Origin of the sequence: Limnohabitans rimovensis (SeqCode) (assembly GCF_965234775.1) — a bacterium.
Lineage (GTDB): Bacteria > Pseudomonadota > Gammaproteobacteria > Burkholderiales > Burkholderiaceae_C > Limnohabitans > Limnohabitans rimovensis.
Map to the genome: position 1 here is coordinate 1,410,822 of NZ_OZ248562.1, position 19,553 is coordinate 1,430,374.

At 59.8% G+C, this 19,553-nt stretch carries 22 protein-coding genes; 10 read left to right on the forward strand and 12 right to left on the reverse strand.

Features of this window, described 5'->3' with window-relative positions:
• The gene (locus AC8GFZ_RS06910; protein WP_506643664.1) at positions 1–990 is read right to left on the reverse strand and encodes a Bug family tripartite tricarboxylate transporter substrate binding protein; all 990 of its coding nucleotides are present in this window, start codon (positions 988–990) and stop codon (positions 1–3) included.
• 91 nt (positions 991–1,081) lie between these two features.
• On the opposite strand from AC8GFZ_RS06910, the gene AC8GFZ_RS06915 reads away from it, so the two are divergent.
• Genes AC8GFZ_RS06915 through AC8GFZ_RS06930 form a run of 4 tightly spaced genes read left to right on the forward strand, consistent with a single transcriptional unit; the run spans position 1,082 to position 4,254 of the window.
• Positions 1,082–2,140, forward strand: coding sequence for a WD40/YVTN/BNR-like repeat-containing protein (locus AC8GFZ_RS06915; RefSeq protein ID WP_506643666.1), 1,059 nt, complete (start codon positions 1,082–1,084; stop codon positions 2,138–2,140).
• Positions 2,141–2,165: 25 nt separating this feature from the next.
• A complete protein-coding gene (locus AC8GFZ_RS06920; protein ID WP_506643668.1) occupies positions 2,166–2,837 on the forward strand; it encodes a maleate cis-trans isomerase family protein in 672 nt (223 codons plus the stop codon).
• Positions 2,838–2,882: 45 nt separating this feature from the next.
• Entirely contained in the window at positions 2,883–3,860 is a 978-nt protein-coding gene (locus tag AC8GFZ_RS06925) for a tripartite tricarboxylate transporter substrate binding protein (protein ID WP_506643670.1), read from the forward strand.
• Between the two features lie 10 nt (positions 3,861–3,870).
• Positions 3,871–4,254 carry a cupin domain-containing protein gene (locus AC8GFZ_RS06930; protein WP_506643672.1) on the forward strand — a complete coding sequence of 128 codons (384 nt, stop codon included), beginning with the start codon at positions 3,871–3,873 and terminating at the stop codon, positions 4,252–4,254.
• Positions 4,255–4,264: 10 nt separating this feature from the next.
• Here AC8GFZ_RS06930 and AC8GFZ_RS06935 read toward each other — a convergent pair whose 3' ends face one another.
• The 4 genes from AC8GFZ_RS06935 to AC8GFZ_RS06950 form a co-directional block, all read right to left on the reverse strand.
• The gene (locus tag AC8GFZ_RS06935) at positions 4,265–5,059 is read right to left on the reverse strand and encodes an IclR family transcriptional regulator (protein WP_506643674.1); all 795 of its coding nucleotides are present in this window, start codon (positions 5,057–5,059) and stop codon (positions 4,265–4,267) included.
• Between the two features lie 24 nt (positions 5,060–5,083).
• Positions 5,084–6,271: an FAD-dependent monooxygenase gene (locus AC8GFZ_RS06940; protein WP_506643676.1), complete on the reverse strand. Its 1,188-nt coding sequence runs from the start codon at positions 6,269–6,271 to the stop codon at positions 5,084–5,086.
• A gap of 123 nt (positions 6,272–6,394) precedes the next feature.
• Entirely contained in the window at positions 6,395–7,372 is a 978-nt protein-coding gene (locus AC8GFZ_RS06945; RefSeq protein WP_506643678.1) for a tripartite tricarboxylate transporter substrate binding protein, read from the reverse strand.
• Positions 7,373–7,412: 40 nt separating this feature from the next.
• Positions 7,413–8,390 carry an ABC transporter substrate-binding protein gene (locus AC8GFZ_RS06950; RefSeq protein ID WP_506643680.1) on the reverse strand — a complete coding sequence of 326 codons (978 nt, stop codon included), beginning with the start codon at positions 8,388–8,390 and terminating at the stop codon, positions 7,413–7,415.
• Between the two features lie 116 nt (positions 8,391–8,506).
• Between AC8GFZ_RS06950 and AC8GFZ_RS06955 the strand changes: the two genes are divergently transcribed.
• Positions 8,507–9,679 carry a CaiB/BaiF CoA transferase family protein gene (locus AC8GFZ_RS06955; RefSeq protein WP_506643682.1) on the forward strand — a complete coding sequence of 391 codons (1,173 nt, stop codon included), beginning with the start codon at positions 8,507–8,509 and terminating at the stop codon, positions 9,677–9,679.
• 72 nt (positions 9,680–9,751) lie between these two features.
• Complete coding sequence (locus AC8GFZ_RS06960; protein WP_506643684.1) at positions 9,752–10,030, forward strand: cupin domain-containing protein; 279 nt, start codon at positions 9,752–9,754, stop codon at positions 10,028–10,030.
• A gap of 31 nt (positions 10,031–10,061) precedes the next feature.
• Here AC8GFZ_RS06960 and AC8GFZ_RS06965 read toward each other — a convergent pair whose 3' ends face one another.
• From AC8GFZ_RS06965 to AC8GFZ_RS06980, 4 genes are read right to left on the reverse strand one after another with little or no spacing between them, the layout of a single operon-like run.
• A complete protein-coding gene (locus tag AC8GFZ_RS06965; protein WP_506643686.1) occupies positions 10,062–10,319 on the reverse strand; it encodes a hypothetical protein in 258 nt (85 codons plus the stop codon).
• Positions 10,320–10,363: 44 nt separating this feature from the next.
• The gene (locus tag AC8GFZ_RS06970) at positions 10,364–11,341 is read right to left on the reverse strand and encodes a fumarylacetoacetate hydrolase family protein (RefSeq protein WP_506643688.1); all 978 of its coding nucleotides are present in this window, start codon (positions 11,339–11,341) and stop codon (positions 10,364–10,366) included.
• A gap of 40 nt (positions 11,342–11,381) precedes the next feature.
• On the reverse strand, positions 11,382–12,341 hold the full coding sequence (locus tag AC8GFZ_RS06975) for a tripartite tricarboxylate transporter substrate binding protein (RefSeq protein ID WP_506643690.1): 960 nt from the start codon (positions 12,339–12,341) through the stop codon (positions 11,382–11,384).
• Entirely contained in the window at positions 12,338–13,672 is a 1,335-nt protein-coding gene (locus AC8GFZ_RS06980; protein ID WP_506643692.1) for a Rieske 2Fe-2S domain-containing protein, read from the reverse strand. Before AC8GFZ_RS06980 ends, AC8GFZ_RS06975 begins: the two co-directional genes overlap by 4 nt.
• Positions 13,673–13,925: 253 nt before the next feature.
• On the opposite strand from AC8GFZ_RS06980, the gene AC8GFZ_RS06985 reads away from it, so the two are divergent.
• Both AC8GFZ_RS06985 and AC8GFZ_RS06990 read left to right on the forward strand, forming a co-directional pair.
• Positions 13,926–14,315 (forward strand): cupin domain-containing protein, encoded by a 390-nt coding sequence (locus tag AC8GFZ_RS06985; RefSeq protein WP_506643694.1) that lies wholly within the window; start codon positions 13,926–13,928, stop codon positions 14,313–14,315.
• A 22-nt stretch (positions 14,316–14,337) separates the two neighbouring features.
• A complete protein-coding gene (locus AC8GFZ_RS06990; protein ID WP_506643696.1) occupies positions 14,338–15,120 on the forward strand; it encodes an enoyl-CoA hydratase/isomerase family protein in 783 nt (260 codons plus the stop codon).
• A gap of 146 nt (positions 15,121–15,266) precedes the next feature.
• On the opposite strand, the gene AC8GFZ_RS06995 is transcribed toward AC8GFZ_RS06990, so the two are convergent.
• The gene (locus AC8GFZ_RS06995) at positions 15,267–16,079 is read right to left on the reverse strand and encodes a hypothetical protein (RefSeq protein ID WP_506643698.1); all 813 of its coding nucleotides are present in this window, start codon (positions 16,077–16,079) and stop codon (positions 15,267–15,269) included.
• A gap of 131 nt (positions 16,080–16,210) precedes the next feature.
• Between AC8GFZ_RS06995 and AC8GFZ_RS07000 the strand changes: the two genes are divergently transcribed.
• On the forward strand, positions 16,211–16,363 hold the full coding sequence (locus AC8GFZ_RS07000) for a hypothetical protein (protein WP_506643700.1): 153 nt from the start codon (positions 16,211–16,213) through the stop codon (positions 16,361–16,363).
• Positions 16,364–16,415: 52 nt separating this feature from the next.
• Here AC8GFZ_RS07000 and AC8GFZ_RS07005 read toward each other — a convergent pair whose 3' ends face one another.
• Complete coding sequence (locus AC8GFZ_RS07005; protein WP_506643702.1) at positions 16,416–17,018, reverse strand: hypothetical protein; 603 nt, start codon at positions 17,016–17,018, stop codon at positions 16,416–16,418.
• Positions 17,019–17,253: 235 nt separating this feature from the next.
• Entirely contained in the window at positions 17,254–18,483 is a 1,230-nt protein-coding gene (locus AC8GFZ_RS07010) for a TolC family protein (protein ID WP_506643704.1), read from the reverse strand.
• A gap of 256 nt (positions 18,484–18,739) precedes the next feature.
• Here AC8GFZ_RS07010 and AC8GFZ_RS07015 point away from each other — a divergent pair, with 256 nt between their 5' ends.
• A complete protein-coding gene (locus tag AC8GFZ_RS07015) occupies positions 18,740–19,456 on the forward strand; it encodes a hypothetical protein (RefSeq protein ID WP_506643706.1) in 717 nt (238 codons plus the stop codon).
• Positions 19,457–19,553: the final 97 nt, after the last annotated feature.

Sequence of the window (19,553 nt, forward strand, 5' to 3'; positions counted from 1 at the left end):
TCAGGAATCGGGTTTGATGTTGGCGGCGCGAATCACCCGCGCCCATTTGGCCGCTTCGCTCTTCATGAACTCGCCAAATTCTTCGGGCGAGTTGGCTGCTGGATCAATGCCCTGAGACACCAATTTTTCTTTGATGTCAGGCATCTCCAAAACCTTGGTGATTTCGCGGTTCAATCGCAAAATGACATCGCGCGGTGTCCCAGCGGGCACCACCATGCCATACCAATTGACCGCCTCCAAACCAGACGCAAATTCGCTGGTGGAAGGCACATCCGGCAAGATGGCCAAGCGCTTGGGGCCGGTGGTGGCCAAAGCGCGCAAGCGGCCCGTCTTGATGTGCTGCAAACCAATGGCCACGGTGTCGTAGCCCAGTTGGACCTGGCCGCCAATCAAGTCGTTCATCCCCGGCGCACTGCCTTTGTAGGCGATGTGCACAGTTTGAATGCCCGCCACATTGTTGAGCAGCTCTCCGGTCAAATGGGGCAGGCCGCCGTTGCCGCTGGAGTAAAAATTGATCTTGCCCGGATTGGCCTTGGCATAGGCCACCAACTCAGTTAAGTTCTTGACCGGCACACTGGGGTGGGCATAGACCAAAAAAGGCAGCGAAGCCACCAGCATCAAGGGTGTGAAGTCCTTGTCCATGTTGAAGGGCAAATTGGGCATGAAGACCGGGTTGATGCTGATGTTGCCGGTGGTGCCAAAAAAGATGGTGTGCCCATCGGCCGGGGCCTTGGCCACCAGATTGGTGCCCAGCACACCGGCCACACCCGGCTTGTTGTCGATGATGACCGGTTGACCCAGGGCCTCCGACAACTTGGGCGCGATGGTGCGGGCCACGATATCAATGCCGCCGCCCGGCGGAAAGCCAATCACGATGCGCACCGGCTTGGAGGGAAAGGGCTGGGCCCAGGCAGGGGCCAGGGGCACGGCCAGCCCCATGGCGGCCAGCAGACTGGATAAAAAAAAGCGGCGAGGCTTGAAAGAAGTCATGGCGATGATCCTGATCAATGAGATGCGTTGACAGTAAATTCCAAATGCTGGGATAATTTTACAAATTAAACCACACCAAGGCAGGCCGCTCATGCGCACCAATATCCATGTTTACGCGGGTACCGCAGGACACTCGGCTTGGTTCAGCGAAGATGCCGGACAAACTTGGGTACACCCCAACAGCCACAGCGGAATGTACCTGGAGGCCCGGGTTTGGTGCTTGAGCAGCCACCCTGCCATGCCAGAGCATGTTTTTGCCGGGACCGACATGGGCGTCTACCGATGGGACGAAGCCCCCGCACGCTGGGTGGCACTGCCTTCGCCCATGGCCGATGTCTGGGCCCTGGCGCAAGACCCCAGCGATGCACGGGTGCTGATTGCGGGCACGCGCCCGGCAGGTTTTTTCAGGTCCACCGATGCGGGCCAACATTGGCAGGCCCTGCAAGCGCCAGGCATCAGCCAGTTTTCAGACATCAACATGGGCCCGACCCGCGTCACTCAAATTTTGTTCGACCCGGTCACGCCCGGTGTGGTGTGGGCCACGGTGGAAATTGGCGGCATCTACCGCAGCGCTGACCATGGTCAAACCTGGCAACTGCTGGATCAAGGCCTGGTGTCGGCAGATGTGCATGGGATCGCAGTGGTCCCAGCCCCTGACGGCGGCGACAGCTGGGTCTATGCCACCACCAACCGTGGTTTGCACCGCAGCGTCGACCAAGGCCAAAGTTGGGTTTTCCAAGAACTGAAGTCGCCCTGGCAATACACCCGCACCGTGATGCCACGCTTGGACAACCCGGCCATTGTGTTTCTTACCAATGGCAATGGGCCACCGGGCAACGATGGAAAACTTTTGTGCAGCCACAACCATGGCCAAGATTGGCAAGAGGTCCAACTGCCCGGTGAAATCAACAGCACCGTGTGGTGTGTGGCGATGAACCCCAGTGACCCGCAGTTGATTTTTTTGTGCACCAACCTTGGGCAACTGTTTCGCAGCACCGATGGTGGCGAACATTTCGAGCGGTTGCCACATGAATTTGGCGAACTGCGCGCCTTACACTGGCGCGCCTTGCCCGAGGGCGCGCGCCAAGCACCGCACGCCATCACACGGCCCCAAATCAAGGCGCGTGAACTCGCTGCCATGGGCACCTGAACGACCACCCACACACAGGACACGCATGAGCCAAGCCCTTCACATCGGATTGATGGTTCCCATCAACAACACCACCTTCGCCCAAGAGGTCCTCAGTTGGATGCCACCCGGCTCTCGCGCCACCACGGTGCGCATCCCCCGAGGCAAAGGCTTATTGACAACCGAAACTTTGCCGGCCTACAAAGCTGCGGCCCTTGAGCTGGCAACCCAGTTCAAGGACAGCGATGTCGATGTGGTGGCCTACGGTTGCACCGCTGCGGGCTTTATCTTTGGCCCCAAAGGGGACGCCGATCTGGCCCAAGAACTGCAACAGGTAACGGCCAAGCCCGTGGTCACCACGGCGCGTTCTATGGTGCTGACCCTGCAAGCCGCTGGCGTGAATGACATCGCCCTGGTCACCCCCTATTTGGATGCGGTGAACACGCAACTCAAAGCCTTTTTGGCCGATGGGGGCATCCGCGTGCGCCGCTTCAACAGCTTTTTTGCCAATGATGTGGATGCCTTGGGCCGCATCACGGCCGAGCAAGTCAAAGAGATGGTGATGCAGACCGACGACGATGGTTGCCAAGCGGTGTTCATTGCCTGTGCGCAACTGCCCACCGCCACCATCTTGGAAGAGTTGCGAGCCATTTTGGGCAAGCCTGTTTTTTCCTCCAACTGGGGCACCACCCACCAAGCCCAATTGGCCCTGGTCTGAAGCCACGGCTTTTTGATTGTTTCTCTTCACTCACCGGTAACCAAGATGTTCCAAACCACACCACTGATGCGCCGCCTGCTGGCCCTGATGCTGCTCACCTGCGCGACTTGGGCCACGGCGCAAGACTTTCCCAACCGCCCCATTCGTTTGGTCGTGCCCTACGGCCCCGGTGGTGTGACCGATATCAATGCCCGCACCTTGGCCACGCGTCTGGGTGAAATTTTGGGTCAATCGGTGGTGGTGGACAACCGCGCAGGCGGGGCCTCTATCGTCGGTTCAGACGCGGTGGCCAAAGCCAAGCCCGATGGCTACACCCTGCTGCTGACCTCCACCGCCCTGGCTGCCAACCACATCTTGTTCAAAAAAATTCCCTACGACCCGGTCAAAGACCTGATGCCAGTGAGCTTTGTGTCCACCGTGCCCACGGTTTTGGTGGTGCACACCAACGTGCCCGCGCAAAACCTCAAAGAGCTGGTCCAACTGGCCCGCAGCAAACCTGAAGCCATGAACTACGGCTCAGCGGGCAACGGCAGCGGCAATCACCTCACCACCGAGGTGTTCCTCAACACCACCGGCTTGAAAGTCCAACACATTCCCTACAAGGGCGGTGGCGCCGTGATGGCCGATTTGGTCGCCGGGCAAGTGACCTTTGTATTTGCCGTGCTGCCCACCGCGCTGCCCTTCATCACCAGCGGCAAATTGCGCGCTTTGGGTGTGAGCAGCGCGCAACGCAACCCGGCGCTGCCCGACGTGCCCACCGTGGCCGAATCTGGGTACCCCGGCTTCAACGTGGCCGAGTGGGTGGGCATCTTTGCGCCCGCTGGCACACCCGCACCCATCGTTGAGAAACTCAACAACGCGATCAACCAAACCCTCAAGCACCCCGATGTGGTGGCGCGTTTCAAATCGCTGGGGGCTGACATCGTGGGCGGACCGCCCAGCGCTTTGGATACCTACTTTCGATCTGAGGTCAACAAATGGACCCGCTTGGCCGAGCAAGTGAAGTTTGAAGCCGCCGACTGAGGCCCAACCCATGAGCACCACGCCAACCACACCCGCACCCACATCGGTGCGCGAACTGGCCGAGTTTTTATGGGAGCAGTCGCCCGGCCATTTCGATGGCGCCTTGTCCAAGATTTTGGTCAGCGCCGCCACCACGCCTGGCGCGCAATTTCTGGACTTTCGCATTTCCACCTATGCGCCCAAGGCCTATGTGCACACCCATGTGCACCCCAACAAAGAGCAAATTTATTTCTTTTTGGAAGGCGAAGGCGTGCTTGAATTGGGCGCTGAAAAAAAGGTGGTGCGGCCGAATCAATTTGCATTCATCCCACCACATTTGCCGCATGGTTTGCACAACACGGGCAATGGTCAGTTGGTGTTCATCGTCATCACCACCCTGACAGAGCGCGGCTGAACGCGCCCACTCAGCCAACGGCGCGGGCGCGCAAGGACACGCCCAAGCCATGCGCACCCATGCGCTCACTGGCTACCTTGGCCGCCTTCATCACCAACTTGGCCATGGCTGGGATGTCAGATGCGGGGAGATGCTTTTTTTGCGCCGCCAGCCCCAAGCTGCCCAACACATACCCAGCTTGATTGAACACTGGGGCAGCCACACCCACGATGCCGCGCGAAAACTCGCCCGTGGTCACACAATGACCTTGCAAACGAATGCTGCGCATGGCTTGGCGAAAACTGGGCCAGTCCTCGCCCAAACCAGCTTGGGCCACGATGGCCGTTTGCTTGGCATACAGGTTGCGCAATTGGTGGGGCGGCAAATGCGCCATGATCACCTTGGAGGCTGCGCCATGGAACAAGGGCCGCTTTTGCCCGCGGCTAAAGAGACCGGCCGGTGCATTTGGGCTGATTTCTTCGCGCACACACATCACCGTGTCGCTGTAGAGCATGCACAGCAGGGTGCTGTGGCCGGTGCGGCTGGCCAACTGCTTCATGGGTGGGCCGCCGGCCATGTAAATCGGATCGCGCAAGCGTTGTTGGCGATCGAGCTCAATGATGCGCGGGCCCAAGATGTAAGCCCCCTGGGCCACAGGCGTTAAAAAACCTGCGGCTTGCAACACCTTGAGGTAACGGTAACAAGTGGATCGGGTGCAGCCCGTGGCTTGCATCATGGCCTCGGTAGACCATACGGGCTGATCGACAGAAAACAAATCGAGCAAGCCCAGCATGCGCTCCAAACTGTTGCCCGCTGTTTCACTCATGGTCGCACCTGCGGTTTCATGGCATCACAAAGCAACCGCGTCAATGTCATATTTGAACAACCACTCATAGCGCTCTTTCACCCGCGCCTCGTTCCACTCCCGCTCCACATATTCAGCCGCCCCCTGGGCATGGGCCAAAGCAGGGTTGTGAAAACGCTTGGTATTGGCGGCTGAGCCTTCCACCACGCGTGCTGTGCGCTCTTTGCGAACCGCCTCGTAACGCGCAAAGCCTTGTGCCGGATCGGTCGGGCACAGCGCCATGGCACGGGCCAGCATGTAGCCGTCTTCCATGGCCATGGCGGCCCCTTGGGCCAGAAACGGCAAGGTGGGGTGACAGGCGTCGCCGAGCAGCGTGACTGGCCCGCGGCTCCAGGTGTCCATCGGGTCGCGCACCTTGAGCACCCATTTATAGGGCACCTCAATGGCATGGATCATGGCCTGCACCTCTTCGTGCCACCCCACAAAGTCGCCCAAGCATTCTTCGCGGGTGCCACGCTCGGACCACGACTCGATCTCCCAGCGATTGCCCTCAATGGCCCCGACAAAATTCATCAGGGCCCCTTGGCGCAAGGGGTACTGCACCACGTGTGCACCGGGGCCAACCCAGTTGGTGCCATAGGGCTCGCGCATGTGGGTGGGCAATTTGGAGGCGTCAATCACACCGCGCCATGCCATGACACCCGAGTAGCGCGGTGCGTCCTCACCGAACAAGGCCGCTCTGACCCTGGAGTGAACGCCATCGGCGCCAATCACCGCATCGGCCTCCCAGACACGGCCATCGGCCAACTGCAAGGACACGCCATCGCTGCGGGTGTGCAAACTGTGCAGTTTGGCGTTGAGCACCAGCGCTTCAGGCTGCAAGGCCCGCACCGCATCAACCAATACCCGGTGCAAATCAGCCCGGTGCACGGTCAGGTAGGGATAGCCATACATCTCACGCGCGACCGTTCCCAAATCAAACAAGGGCCAGGTTTGACCTGTGTTCCACAAACGCACCCGCTTGCCCAAGGTCTCGCAAGTCACTTGTTCCAGAGGGGCTTGCAAGCCCATTCGGTACAAAACCCCGACCGCATTGGGCCCGAGTTGAACCCCGGCACCAATCTCGCCCAGCGCCGCGGCTTGCTCCAGCACCGTCACGCGAAAACCCTTTTGCAACAAGGCCAGGGCCGCGCTCAGCCCGCCCAATCCGGCACCAATGATGCAGATGTTCATCTGTCAATGCCGGACTTAAAACAGGGCGGTGCCACCGCCAGAGCTGCCCCCAGCACCCCAACCAAAGCGGGCCATGAGCCAGCCCACGGCTGTGCTGAATGGGTGATGAAGTATTTCACGGGCTCATTCCAATTTGATGTTGGCCTTTTGGATGGTGGCCTTCCACACGCGAATTTCATCGTCAACGCGGCGGCTTTGCTCGGCGGCGGTCGAGGTGACGGCCCGGGCACCTTGGGCAATGAAAGAGTCGCGCAAGCGGGGCTTCTCGGCGGCCTTGGCGATTTCTTGGTTCAGCCGCTGCAACACAGCGGCGGGGGTGCCCGCGGGTGCGGCCACACCCCACCAATAAGACATGTTGTAGTCGCCAAAACCTTGCTCGGCAAAGGTGGGCACTTGCGGCAGCAAAGCGCTGCGTTCTTTGCCTGAGACGCCAAAACCTTGCACCCGGCCACTGCGCACATGCGGCATGCCGCTGGCCAAACTGGCGATGCTGATATCAAGCCGCCCAGCGATCACCTCTGCAATCGCAGCGGCCACACCCTTGTAGGGCACATGTGTCATCTTGGTGCCCGTCACGCTCAGAAACAACTCGGTGGCCAAATGCGCCGACGAACCCTGCCCGCCAGAGCCGAACATGAAATCCATCGGTTTGGCGCGCGCCGCGTCCACCAATTGCGCCACCGTTTTGGCGGGCAAATCTGCGCGCGCAATCATGATCGATGGTGACTCGGCAATGGCGCTGATTTGGGCAAAGTCTTTTTGCGGGTCAAAAGGCAAGCGCGGGTACAAACCAGCGGCCATGACAAACGAGTTGTCGGTCAACAACAGGGTGTGGCCATCGGGGGCAGACTTGGCCACCGCATCGGCACCAATGGTGCCGCCGGCACCGCCCTTGTTTTCCACCACCACCTGTTGGCCCAGTTGTTCGGACAATTCGGCGGCCAAGGCCCGCGCGGACAAATCGGTGAACGAGCCCGGCGCAAAGGGCACCACGATGCGCAAAGGCTTGGTGGGCCAGTTGGACTGGGCTTGGGCCCATGGCATCAGCCCGCAGGCCAGCGCCAACAAAGTCAATTTAAAAAAGTGGCGTTTGAAATTCATAAAGCATCCTTGCACATCAAAAAAATCGGCTGGTCGGGCATCATGCCAGAAGCAGATGGGCCCAATCTTGGCGCAAGGCCGCACGCGCGTGGGGGTCCAGCCACGGCGCAAACCCATCGTCAATCGGCAGCGGCTGCACCACCATGGCCGGCAACACATCACTTTGCCCTTGGTCTTTCCATGGGAAAAGGCCATCTTCGCGCATGCCATCTTGTCCCGCTGGAGAGAGTAAAAAATCCACAAAACAAGCCGCTAGCTCTGGGTGCGGGGCACCGTTCGGAATCAAAGCCACCCGAGACACGCCCAAACGTGCAGCCGGGCTGGTGCAAACCGCCAACTGCGGATGGGCCACCACTGCGCGGGCGGCAAAAGCGCCCAGCACCGGAAAGGCCACCACGGCGCTCTCACTCACCAAGGCCTGAACCAGTGGTGGATTGGAGCCATGCCCCTGTAAGCCCATGCCAACCGCCAAGTCCATGAAACGCCCATAGCCCCGGTCTTGGGCGCGTGCCACCAACATGGCCAAAAAGCCCATGCCATTGGCTTCGATGTCCAAGCAAGCCATGCGTTGGCGCAGCAAGTCTGGTCGCTGCTGCATCAAGTCGGCCAACTCCTGCAAAGTGCTGACCCCCTCTTGCGGCCCCAGATGCTGGGTATGGCGCAAGCCCACCAAAGGCTCCAGCGTGGTGCAAAACGCCAAGTCTTTGTAGCGTGCCCAAGCGGGCAAGGCCTGGGCGTGGGCACTGCGGTGGGGCCTGGCGTGCCCCAAACGCACCAAGTCCATTTGCAAGTCCATGGCCGAACTCCAGATCACATCGGGCAGGGCTTCGCCGCGCTGGTGCAAGTCCAAATAGTGGGTGTGCAAGTCGGTGCTCACGCCATCCACAAATTGCAATCGCACACCTGGATAGGCTTGGGCAAAGCCTGCCAACAGGGATTGGCAAAAGGGCCTGAAGGCTGCCGAATAAACCACCAAATCGGCATTGGGGTCGTGGGGAACAGGGCGTGGGGTTTGCATGGACCGGTGGGGTTGAAAATGCTTCGTATCCTACCCTGTGCGCGGGTTTTGCTGGTTCATTTGCGAAGTGAAATCTGCTATCTTGAGCCATCACTCAAAACCTTTAGGCGCAACGCATGACCCCCGAAGCTTCTCCCACCCACCCAGGCCCTTTGCATGGCCTGCGCGTCATCGAACTGGGACAAATTTTGGCCGGACCTTTTGCCGGGGCCATCTTTGCCGACCTGGGAGCCGAGGTGCTCAAAATCGAGCGCGTGGATGGCGGCGACGATGGTCGGCGCATGGGTCCGGTGTTTCGCGGAGGTGACGCGCTGAACTTTCATTTGTTCAACCGGGGCAAAAAATCTTTGGCCCTGAATCTCAAAAGCGAAGCAGGATTGGCCGCGTTTGAACAATTGGTGGCCAGTGCCGACATCTTAATCCACAACCTGCGCCCTGGCGTCACCGAAGACATGGGCATCGACGGACCCAGCCTGTGCCAGCGCCACCCCCGATTGATTTACGGTGAAATATCGGCCTTTGGTCACACCGGGCCGATGCAATCTCGACCCGGCTATGAACCGCTGTTACAAGCTTTCAGTGGTTTGTCCAGCACCAACGGTGGGCCCGACGATCCGCCGATGCGCCTGGGGGCCTCGGTGGTGGACCAAGGCACGGGCATGTGGGTGGTGATTGGCACATTGGCCATGCTGCAACAACGCCACCACACGGGCCGTGGTGGCGTGCTTCATTCATCTCTGCTCGAAACCGCCTTGACCTGGAACGCGCAAAAATCGGAAGCACTGATCCACGAAGGCCGCGAACCCATGCGCCACGCATCCGGGCACAGCGGGTTTGTGCCCTATGAAGCCTTTGAAACCCTGGATGGGCCCTTGCTGATTTGCTGCGGCAACGACCGCTTGTTTGCCAAGCTGGCCGAGGTGGTGGGCCAAGCCCCATGGGCTGAGGATATGCGCTTTGCCACCAATCGCGCCCGCATCGCCCACAAAGACCTGCTGCTGCAGAACCTGCGCGCCATTTTGTGCACCCAATCCAGGGACCACTGGCAAGCGCAATTTTTGGCAGTCGGCGTGCCCTGCTCACCGGTGCACACCGTGGCCGAGGCTTTGGCCCAAGAACAGGTGCAAGCCCTGGGCCTGCGTGTGCCCGTCCCGGGCCAAGGCTACGACTTGAACGGCCTGCCCTTGTTATTTGATGGCCAACGACTGCCCCTGGGTGGACCTGTGCCCCATTTGGGCGAGCACAACAGCGAATTCAAACTCCCGCCCACGGAGCATGCGCATGGCTGACTTTCCTGCGCGCAGCGGGCATTGAGCCCGAATAAACCCTGAACCCCGATTGAATTTGCAAGGAGAGAACTGATGAGCGAAATCACCTTTGATGCCTTCACCGCCCAATCGTTGGACGAAGGTTTTGATGAAGTGCTGGTGCGAGAGTGGCAGGCCGATATCGTGCTTGACACCCACACCCACCCCTTTGATGCCAGCGTGCGCGTGGTGCGCGGCAACTACAGTCTCACTGTGGGTGACGAGGTGCGTCAATTGCAAGCAGGCGACACATTTCGTCTGGCGCGCAACGTCCCCCATGCAGAGCACTATGGGCCCGAAGGCGCCACCATTTGGGTGGCCCGCGCCAACTGAGTTCCTTCGCGCTGGGCCCCAGGCGCTGGGCTCAAAACAGAAAAATGAAAATCAAGATCAACTGGGTCGCATAGATGATGATCAAGCAGAGCTTGTACAAGTCCTTGAGCGACTCGATGGCAAACACCATTTTTTTATCCACGTACCAGTAGGCCACGCCGCACACCAGTGTGACGGCTACAAAGATCAACCCAATGATGGACATTTGAATGTCACCCCCGTTGGCATTGAACCCATCCAGCTTCACAGCCGCCGTATGAAAGCTGATCGGGTAAATCGATCCGGCCATGGTTGAGCCATGGCCAACGAGAGGTGATCATCTCCGATGCGGTCCTAATCCAAGATGTGTATCGGCAAGGTGGGCACTTGCAACACATGGGGGGCAACGATGGTGTTACTCAACACGCCCAAGCCGAGGACTTCCAACTCCATCACGTCCCCATGCTTGAGGAAGCGGCCCAGTTCGTTGCCGCATCCACCGCCCACTGTGCCAGAGCCAATGACCTCACCGGCGTAAAAGGTTTCTGAATCTGAGGCGTGGCTGATGATGGCGGCAAAACTGTGTTGCATCTCAGAGCTGTTGCCGCGCGACCACTCTTGGCCATTGACCCGGGCGATCATGGTCAGTGCCTGGGGGTCGGGCACTTCGTCGGCCGTCACCAGCCATGGGCCCATGGCATTGCCGGTATCAAAATCTTTGCCTTTGGATGGGCCCAGTCCCGTTTGCATTTCGATGTACTGGGCATCGCGGGCCGAAAAATCATTGAACACCATGTAGCCAAAAACATAGCTCAGGGCTTGGTCGATGGGCACGTCCTTGCCGGGTCGGTTGGTGACGATGGCGACCTCCAACTCATAGTCGATCACCTGTGAATAGGCAGGCCACTGCACGGGCGTCTCGGTGCCCACAATGCTGAACACATTGCCTTTGTAATAGACCGGCTTTTTGTACCAAGCGCTGGCCAACTGAATGGATGCCGGGTCCACCCGCTCTTTGCCCTGCCCAAACAAATAGCGGTTGGCTCGCGATTGGCGCACGTGTTTTTCAAAGGCCAGGCAGTCGCGCAAACGGCGCGGTCTGGGCAAGGGAGCCATCAGTTGCACGCTTGACAGCGGGTGCACATGCGCACCCTTTTGGGCCAATGCGCGGGCCGCGTCCAAGCCTGCGGGGCCGGCATCGATCAATGCCAGCATGTCGCGGCAGGCACCCGCTGGATCGGCGGCGGTCAGATCAATCACCGAGGCCAGGTCTGCGCTCATGCAGCCCACATGTTCAGCCCCTTGGGGCGTGCGGAATGTCACCAATTTCATGGGTCAGTCTTTCTGTGAAAAGTGGAAGGATAAAAGCGTTTTACTGCACATTGAGGACAATGGTTTCAGACAGTTTTTGGTATTTGCGTTGATCGTCAGCCACCATGGTGGCAAATTCAGTTGGGCTGCCGCCAATGGTTTCGTATCCAATGTTCTCCAATGCCGCCTTGACATCGGGCAAGGCCAAGGTTTTGTTCATTTCGGCGTTGATGCGCTGGGCAATGTTGGCGGGCAAGCCTGCGGGACCAAAAATGCCAATCCATTGGTCGGGAATGGCAAAGCCAGGCACACCGGCCTGGGCCACCGTGGGGATGTCAGACGCAGCTTTAGATCGGCGCCCTTCCACAATGCCCAGCGCCCGCAATCGACCCGTCTTGATGTGCTGCAAGGTGTCGGCCAACACAAAAATCCCCATCTGGATTTGCCCACCGAGCAAGTCGTTCATGGCGGGAGCACCGCCTTTATAGGGGACTGGCACCATGTCAATGCCGGTGGTGAATTTGAGCAAGTCACCGGCCAATTCTTGGGCAGAGCCCGAAGCCGCCACCCCATAGGAGAGCTTGCCCGGGTTTTTCTTGGCATAAGCGATCAACTCCGTCAAATTTTGCACGGGCAAGGACGGGTGCACCACGATGCAGCGGTTGTTGTAGGCGGCTGCAATGATGGGGGTGAAATCTTTGACCGCGTCGTAGGGCATTTTTTTGTTGAAAAAGGGCACGGTCAAGTGCGAAGCGGGGTTGAGCAACAAGGTGTACCCATCCGGCTGGGCCTTGGCCACGAAGTCGGTGCCAATCACCGAGTTGCCGCCCGCGCGGTTGTCGATCACCACCGGCTGACCCATGAATCCCGAGAGCTTTTGCGCCACGATGCGCGCAAATGCATCGGTGGCCCCACCGGCTTGATAGGCCACCACCAGCTTGATGGGGCGTTGCGGGTAATTTTGTGCATGGCCGGTGATGGGAAAGATCAGGGCCAGCAAGCACAGCTTGAGAAAGTTCATTTAACCAGTTCCTTTAAAAGTTGCAGCACCTGTTGGTGGGCTTGTGACTCAATACCATCATGGCCCATGCGCAGGGTTTGGGCCGCCACCACCGCCAGCGCCGCCGCACGACCAAAAGCTTGCAAAGCATCGTTCGACGCACCCTGCGCCTCGGGGGCCACACTCAGCACATATTCATGGGCATAGGTTCTGGTTTTACCGTCCCACAGCATGGGCTGGGGCAAGGCCGGTGTGTCGCCTTGCAAATTGGCTTGGATGGCTTTGGCCAGCAAGCGGCGAAACATCACCACCCCTCGATCGGTGGTGCCCAAGTGCTCGGCGCGCCGATTCGCCACTTGGCCTTGGCTGGCCACGGCGTCGTAATCGCCGGGCTCGCGTTGTCTGTCTTTGTAGGGCCGCTCATCGGTTTGCCCGATCAAACCCGCCTTGTCCACCCCCAAATCGTCGGGCGTGAGGTTTCCATAAGGTTTATATTTGGGGCTGAAGTGCACATAACCAATGTAGTGGCAGTTGACATCGTCGATCGGCGTGACCCAGCGCGTGCGGCCACAGCCGATGCGAAAGCTGTCATCCGCAGCTTTGTTGCTCGAACCCGTGAATTGCCCAATGTTGGGCATGATGATGTCGCTGGCGCGCACAAACACCCGGCCATTGACCAAGCGTGTGGCCATGGACAAAAAGCCCATCGGTGTATCAACAAAATCCAGCGCAGGCAAGACCTTGAAGGCATCTGAAAACTGGCTGCTGACAATGGCATGCAAGAAGACATTGTGAATTGGGTCACAGGCGTTTTCCACCACTTGCAGCCAGTTACACGGCATGTGGAAGCGAAACGGCACCGGTTGATTGCCATCGTCTTTGGCAAAGGTATCGAGCACGGGCAACTCGGGCATGTGCTCGGGTGGGCCCAGATAGGCAAACAACAAGCCATGCAGTTCACGCACCGGGTAAGCGCCTTGCTTGAAGTTGTGTTTGATTTTGCTGTTGGCGGGCTCGGCGGGGGTTTCCAAAATCGTGCCGTCGATGTCAAACTTCCAACCGTGGTAGCAGCACTGAATGCCTTGGTCAGCGGGGATGCCAAACTCCAAAGACGTGCCACGGTGCAAACAGTGCTTGTGCAACAAACCAATGCGCCCAGACCGGTCGCGAAACACCACCAAGTCTTCACCCATCAAACGCAGGGCCACTGGCAAGTCTTGCAGTTCATTGGCCAACATAAACGGGTGCCAGTAACGGCGCAGGTATTGACCGCCAGGTGTTTCGGGTCCCACGGCGGTTAAAAAATCATCGCCGTTTTTGTCTGTCGTTGTTGGCGGCACGGACTGGGACATGGAAGGGGTCTTTCTAAGGCTGGCTCGTCTGAGGGCGATGGTGGTCCAGGCGGTCAGGCATGTCAATGCAAGGAATCCCCTCCTTTTGAATGTCGCTTATAGAAGAGAGCAGCTTCAAGCCTGGTCATTGGCGTATATTTCACGCAGCTTGGAGTTGTTGATCGGGCCAAAGACATGCGCCGCCAGCGCAGCCCATATCCCCTGACAAGCTGTCCATGCGCTGCTGATTTTTAAAACCATTCGGAGACTTTCCATGCAAGTTTTTCACGCTCGCCAAGCCGGCGTTCCCTCGGAGTCGCGCACGGGTTCTGCCACCTGCACCGGCACGGTGTGGGGCGACCCCATCATGCCCACCACCGACAACGTGACCATCAACAATGTGTTTTTCGCACCAGGCGGACGCACCCACTGGCACCAGCATGAGCAAGGCCAAATGCTCAATGTGATCGCCGGCAGCGGTTGGATTTGCTTGGATGGCAAACCGCCCCAACGCATCCGCACGGGGGACATCGTGTGGATCGCTCCCCACGAGCGCCATTGGCACGGTGCTGAAAAGGGCAGCTACATGCTGCACACCGCCACATCCATCGGCAAAACCGATTGGGGCAGCGCTGTCACCGACGACCAATACCCGGCCGCCTGAGCGCTGTCATGGCCCGTTTGATATGACCACAGGCATCTCCATGGCCCGCCAAGGGCACGTCGCATGGGTGGTGCTCGACGACCCCGAGCGCGACAACCGGCTGAGCGAAGAAGTGCTCAGCCAGCTCTATGCCTACACCCAAGAAGTGGCGCAAGACGCATCTGTGCGCGTGGTGGTGATCCATGGCAGCGGCGAGGCCTTTTTCTCGCATGGCATCTTGACCCCCCAAATCAAACAAAGCCTGGGCAAGCACAAGACGCTGGAATTGGTGGCCCTGGCCAACCGCACCTTTGACGCGGTGGAGGCTTTGCCCCAAATTGTGATCGCGGGCATCAACGGCACCATCCGCGCAGGGGCTTGCGAATTGGCCCTGGTCAGCGACATCCGACTCATGGCCGCACACGCCACTTGGCAATTCCCCGAGGCCCAATGGGGCGGGTTTCCAGGTGCGGGTGCCCCAGTGCGCCTGCCTGCGATGGTGGGCATGGCCCACACGCTGGAGATGGTGGCCCTGTCCAAAATCTATACCGCCACAGAGCTGCACCACATGGGCTTGGTCAGCCAGGTGGTGGAGGGCAAACAACTGCTGCCCGCGCTGAACGAACTGGCAGAGAAATATGCCCAAGTGGGCCCCTTGGCCAGCTTGGGTGCCAAAGCCATCGCCCGCACCCGCATGAGCCAAGGCTTTGGGGCGGCAAGGTTGTTGTCAGACCATTTGCGCCGCAGCTTCGAGTTCACCCGCGACGCCGATGAAGGGATGCAAGCCCATCTGAGTGGGCGCAAGCCTGATTTCAAGGGGCAGTGATGCGCCGCACATCAGCGGCGCGACACTGGCCTGAGGCACCATCGTCACAGGGGCAAAACAGTCAACATGACTTCGCCCATATAGAGCGCCCGTAAAAAAGCCCCAACAGGTGACTGCTGGGGCTTTTCGCTGTAGACGCCATGGCCTCAACGACCGGTCGGTGACCTCGATATAAAGGACGCCGATGCCACGCTTTGGGTGTTCAAAAATGACCGGTTGCTCACGCCGGAAGACCCCGCAGCACCCGATGCCGTTTGGGTGCCAGCACCGCCACGTGATTGCGACACCACCCCACCACGATTTTGTGACGCGCCACCGGCACCACTGCCAGTACCAGCGGCCAAACCTGTCGTGGCACCTTGGCCACCAGCACCCCCAGGAGCGCCACCGGCCTGAGGTCCACCCGCTTGCTGGCCCCCTTGAGGGCCGCCAGGCTGACCGCCGCCCTGAGGACCACCCGGTGCTCCGCCAGGCGGAGGACCACCGGGCGCACCGCCAGGTTGGGGACCGGCACCCATACCGCCAGCCATTTGTCCGCCTGGGGGCATCATGCCCATGCCGCCCATTTGGCCACCGGGCGCGCCCATGCCACCAGCCATCTGACCGGCACCGGGGCCACCCATTGGGCCACCAGGGGCACCCATCCCACCTGCCATTTGTCCACCCGGGGCACCAGGACCACCCATGGGCCCACCAGGTGCGCCCATGCCACCTGCCATCTGACCGGCACCGGGGCCACCCATTGGCCCACCCGGAGCGCCACCCATTGGGCCGCCAGGGGCACCACCCATGCCACCCATTTGCATCCCAGGCGGGTTAGCGCCAGGTGCTCCGCCGGGTGCCATACCACCCATCTGACCACCCGGGGCATTGCCCCCGGGACCACCAGGTGCGCCACCCATTTGTTGGGCGGGTTGTTGCCCGGCTGGGGGCTTGGCGATTTGTTGAAGCAACAACATTTGCTGTTGCCCACCCGCGGGGCCACCCACGCCACCAGAACCACTGGGCCCAGGGCCAGCCGTTGACCCGGGCATGCCTGGTGGCGGACCCGAACAGGTGGGTGGACACGTCGCCACTTTGGCAACAGTTGATGGAGAAGCCTGTGCTGGTGCTGGTGCTGGTGCTGGTGCTGGTGCTGGTGCTGGTGCTGGTGCTGGTCCCGTCTGAGCAAACACCACTGACGACATCACAACCAAAAGCCCAGCCAAAGATTTGTGGTTTAAATGTTTATATTGATTCATGAGATTTATCCGTTAGAGATATGTACAACTCAAAGTCTTTCGCAGAGCTGGTGATCAACGTGGGGCCGCAGGGGCGACAGAAGCACCACCTGCTGCCGATCCGCCTGGGCCAGATTGAACGCCAACTGGGCCTGCACCCACTTGCCCACCAGCGCCACCCATTTGGGGGCCGCCAGGTCCACCCATGGTGCTGGGTGCGCCCATGCCGCCCATCTGACCGCCGGGGCCAACCATGGCGCCCATTGGGCCACCGAAGGGGGCCATCCCCATGCGCTGGCCACCCATTGCGTTCATTTGGCCATTGGGTGGGCCGCCAACTTGACCTCCAGGTCCGCCCATGCTGCCCATGGGTCCACCGGGGCCACCGATTTGTCCACTTGGGCCAACCATGCCGCCCATTTGTCCAGGGGGTTGGCCACCCATGTTGCCGCCTGGAGGGCCGCCCATCTGACCACCCGGGCCGCCCATGCCGCCCATTTGTCCAGGGGGTGGGCCGCCCATGTTGCCGCCTGGAGGGCCACCCATCTGACCACCGGGACCGCCCATGCCGCCCATTTGCCCAGGGGGTGGGCCACCCATGTTGCCGCCTGGAGGACCACCCATCTGACCACCGGGGCCGCCCATGTTGCCCATTGGAGCGCCGGGGAGGACGCCCATGGGTGGACCGCCTAGGCCGCCAGGCTGGCCAAGGACCGGTGCACCTATCGGGCCACCGATTGGATTGGCAGCCAGTGCGCCTGCTTGTGTCGGTGCTTGCTGCCCAGTGGGGGCCGTCTGTGCGGTGGCCAAACAGCTCGCAAGGCACCACAGGACCGCCGAGGCCACTTGGTGCAGATGTCGAGGTTGGACCATTTTTTATCCTTTGAAATAGCGCTTAGAGCATTTCAAAAAATCAAAGGGCTAAAACATTTTTCAAGCCACTGACACGGCCCAAAAACAACATGGCTTTGGCGTAATTGACCTTTGCATCAATGGCCTCGACCTCGGCGGCATGCCAGCCATTGACGTCATCCAAATTGGCCATCTTTTTGCCTGCCAAGTTCTTTTGATTGTCCAAAGCGGTTTGCAATTTGGCCTTGGCGCTGTTGAACTGAATCAGCGCCTGATTGACCTCGAAATAGACCCGGTTTTTGGCGTCATCGAGCATGATTTCCGCTTGCAATCGGGCGTTTTTAGCGGCCACCAGATCGGCGTCATACAACTGACTGACAGGGATCGGCACGCTGATGGAAAAGCCGTACGAAATACCTCTGAGGTAATTGGTTGTCGAGTCATAGTCAGCCGAATAAACGCTATAAGACGGCGTATCTGTAGCGTACACGCTGACGCTGTAATCGAGGTTGCGGTTCTTTTGCGCCAAATTGTCGGCCGTTTTGGCCACATTGAATGCGGCTTCTAGCGACAAGATATCAGGCCGTGAACGACGGGCGTTGTCCACCAAACTTCTGACATCAAAGTCCCGGATGGACACATTGAGATCGGCCGTGGGATCAGGCAGCACAGCGCCGGGCTTGCCCAAATAGCTGGCCATGCCCAATGCAAAGTATTTGAAATCGTTGGCTTGATCGGTCTTGAACTGCTTGTAGTCGTCGATGGCTTGCTTGTTGTCTGCACCACCCATTTTTTCCAATTCTGTGACGGCCTTGTCTTTGACCATCCACAGGTTTTTGACCCGCAAGGCGTCTAAGAACAAAAAGGCCGAATCCACTTCGACGCCATACACCATGGCGCCCAGATCCACCGATTGGCGAATCACCTCGGCCCCCGAAAACTCTTTTCTCGCGCTTTGCTTGCCGCGGCCTTCAATATTGCCCGACAAGGTAAATGTCCCTGACTGCGGTGTGCGATAACTCTCCATGGGCGCGGCCGCATAGAAGGTGCCCCTGCTGTAGCTGAAGGAGGGGTTCATGTTGTAAGCGGACATGGATTGCTGCCATGAAGCCGTGGATTCGTTGGACAGCTTCTTGCTCCGCACCCATGCATTGCTTTCTTTGACCTGAGCAACAAATTCGTTGAACTTGATGGGCCTGAGGGTGACATCGTCCAATTTAAAAGCAACTGCATCCTGTGCAAATGCAGGCGCTGCCAAAGCCAAACTCAAGGATGCAAAAATCTTCTTCATCTTCATATTGAAACCACTCTAAAAAAATTAAAACGTCCCCCACGCCTTGTGAACGGCATGGGAGACACCTGGGATCATCCGTTGAGGATTACTTGGCCTGACCCTGACCACCCTGACCACCCTGACTGTCTGTCTGACCGCCAGTTGTTCCACCGCCGGTCCCACCAGTTGTTCCACCGGCTTGACCGCCACCAGTCCCACCACCTTGTTGGCCACCACCGCTTTGGCCGCCTTGTCCACCGGTTGAGCCGCCACCTTGGCCACCACCCGCACTTTGGGTTTGTCCGCCGCCAGATTTCTGCTGGCCGCCACCTTGTTGGCTGCCCTGCTGGCCGCCTTGTTGACCACCACCCTGGGTTTGTGCGCCGCCAGATTTCTGCTGGCCGCCACCGCCTTGTTGGCCGCCCTGCTGGCCGCCTTGTTGACCAACACCCTGGGGTTGTGCGCCACCAGATTTCTGCTGGCCGCCTTGCTGACCACCGCCCTGGGTTTGTGCGCCGCCAGATTTCTGCTGGCCGCCGCCTTGCTGACCACCGGCACTTTGGGTTTGTGCGCCGCCAGACTTCTGCTGGCCGCCACTGGTTTGGCCGCCAGCGCTTTGCCCGGCTTGGCCACCGGTCGAGCCGCCACCTTGGCTGCCACCGGCACTTTGGGTTTGCGCGCCGCCAGATTTCTGCTGGCCGCCGCTGCTGCTTGGGGCACCAGCGCTTTGTCCGGCTTGGCCACCGGCCGAACCGCCGCCTTGGCTGCCACCCGCACTTTGGGTTTGCGCGCCGCCAGATTTCTGCTGACCGCCGCTGCTGCTTGGGGCACCAGCGCTTGGGCCGGCTTGGCCACCGGCCGAGCCGCCGCCTTGGCTGCCACCCGCACCTTGGGTTTGCGCGCCGCCAGATTTCTGCTGACCGCCGCTGCTGCTTGGGGCACCAGCGCTTGGGCCGGCAGACTGACCACCCGTTGCGCTGGCGCCGGTTGACGCCCCGCCAGATTTCTGCTGACCGCCGCTGCTGCTGCCGGCAGCAGTACCGCCGGTCTGGCTGATGGTGGCCATGCTGGTGGTGACCATGGCAACG

Coding starts and splice junctions, on each gene's coding strand:
- AC8GFZ_RS06910 (WP_506643664.1), bottom strand. CDS start 990: ATGACTTCTTTCAAGCCTCGCCGCTTTTTTTTATCCAGTCTGCTGGCC.
- AC8GFZ_RS06915 (WP_506643666.1), top strand. CDS start 1,082: ATGCGCACCAATATCCATGTTTACGCGGGTACCGCAGGACACTCGGCT.
- AC8GFZ_RS06920 (WP_506643668.1), top strand. CDS start 2,166: ATGAGCCAAGCCCTTCACATCGGATTGATGGTTCCCATCAACAACACC.
- AC8GFZ_RS06925 (WP_506643670.1), top strand. CDS start 2,883: ATGTTCCAAACCACACCACTGATGCGCCGCCTGCTGGCCCTGATGCTG.
- AC8GFZ_RS06930 (WP_506643672.1), top strand. CDS start 3,871: ATGAGCACCACGCCAACCACACCCGCACCCACATCGGTGCGCGAACTG.
- AC8GFZ_RS06935 (WP_506643674.1), bottom strand. CDS start 5,059: ATGAGTGAAACAGCGGGCAACAGTTTGGAGCGCATGCTGGGCTTGCTC.
- AC8GFZ_RS06940 (WP_506643676.1), bottom strand. CDS start 6,271: ATGAACATCTGCATCATTGGTGCCGGATTGGGCGGGCTGAGCGCGGCC.
- AC8GFZ_RS06945 (WP_506643678.1), bottom strand. CDS start 7,372: ATGAATTTCAAACGCCACTTTTTTAAATTGACTTTGTTGGCGCTGGCC.
- AC8GFZ_RS06950 (WP_506643680.1), bottom strand. CDS start 8,390: ATGCAAACCCCACGCCCTGTTCCCCACGACCCCAATGCCGATTTGGTG.
- AC8GFZ_RS06955 (WP_506643682.1), top strand. CDS start 8,507: ATGACCCCCGAAGCTTCTCCCACCCACCCAGGCCCTTTGCATGGCCTG.
- AC8GFZ_RS06960 (WP_506643684.1), top strand. CDS start 9,752: ATGAGCGAAATCACCTTTGATGCCTTCACCGCCCAATCGTTGGACGAA.
- AC8GFZ_RS06965 (WP_506643686.1), bottom strand. CDS start 10,319: ATGGCCGGATCGATTTACCCGATCAGCTTTCATACGGCGGCTGTGAAG.
- AC8GFZ_RS06970 (WP_506643688.1), bottom strand. CDS start 11,341: ATGAAATTGGTGACATTCCGCACGCCCCAAGGGGCTGAACATGTGGGC.
- AC8GFZ_RS06975 (WP_506643690.1), bottom strand. CDS start 12,341: ATGAACTTTCTCAAGCTGTGCTTGCTGGCCCTGATCTTTCCCATCACC.
- AC8GFZ_RS06980 (WP_506643692.1), bottom strand. CDS start 13,672: ATGTCCCAGTCCGTGCCGCCAACAACGACAGACAAAAACGGCGATGAT.
- AC8GFZ_RS06985 (WP_506643694.1), top strand. CDS start 13,926: ATGCAAGTTTTTCACGCTCGCCAAGCCGGCGTTCCCTCGGAGTCGCGC.
- AC8GFZ_RS06990 (WP_506643696.1), top strand. CDS start 14,338: ATGACCACAGGCATCTCCATGGCCCGCCAAGGGCACGTCGCATGGGTG.
- AC8GFZ_RS06995 (WP_506643698.1), bottom strand. CDS start 16,079: ATGTTGTTGCTTCAACAAATCGCCAAGCCCCCAGCCGGGCAACAACCC.
- AC8GFZ_RS07000 (WP_506643700.1), top strand. CDS start 16,211: ATGGAGAAGCCTGTGCTGGTGCTGGTGCTGGTGCTGGTGCTGGTGCTG.
- AC8GFZ_RS07005 (WP_506643702.1), bottom strand. CDS start 17,018: ATGGGCGTCCTCCCCGGCGCTCCAATGGGCAACATGGGCGGCCCCGGT.
- AC8GFZ_RS07010 (WP_506643704.1), bottom strand. CDS start 18,483: ATGAAGAAGATTTTTGCATCCTTGAGTTTGGCTTTGGCAGCGCCTGCA.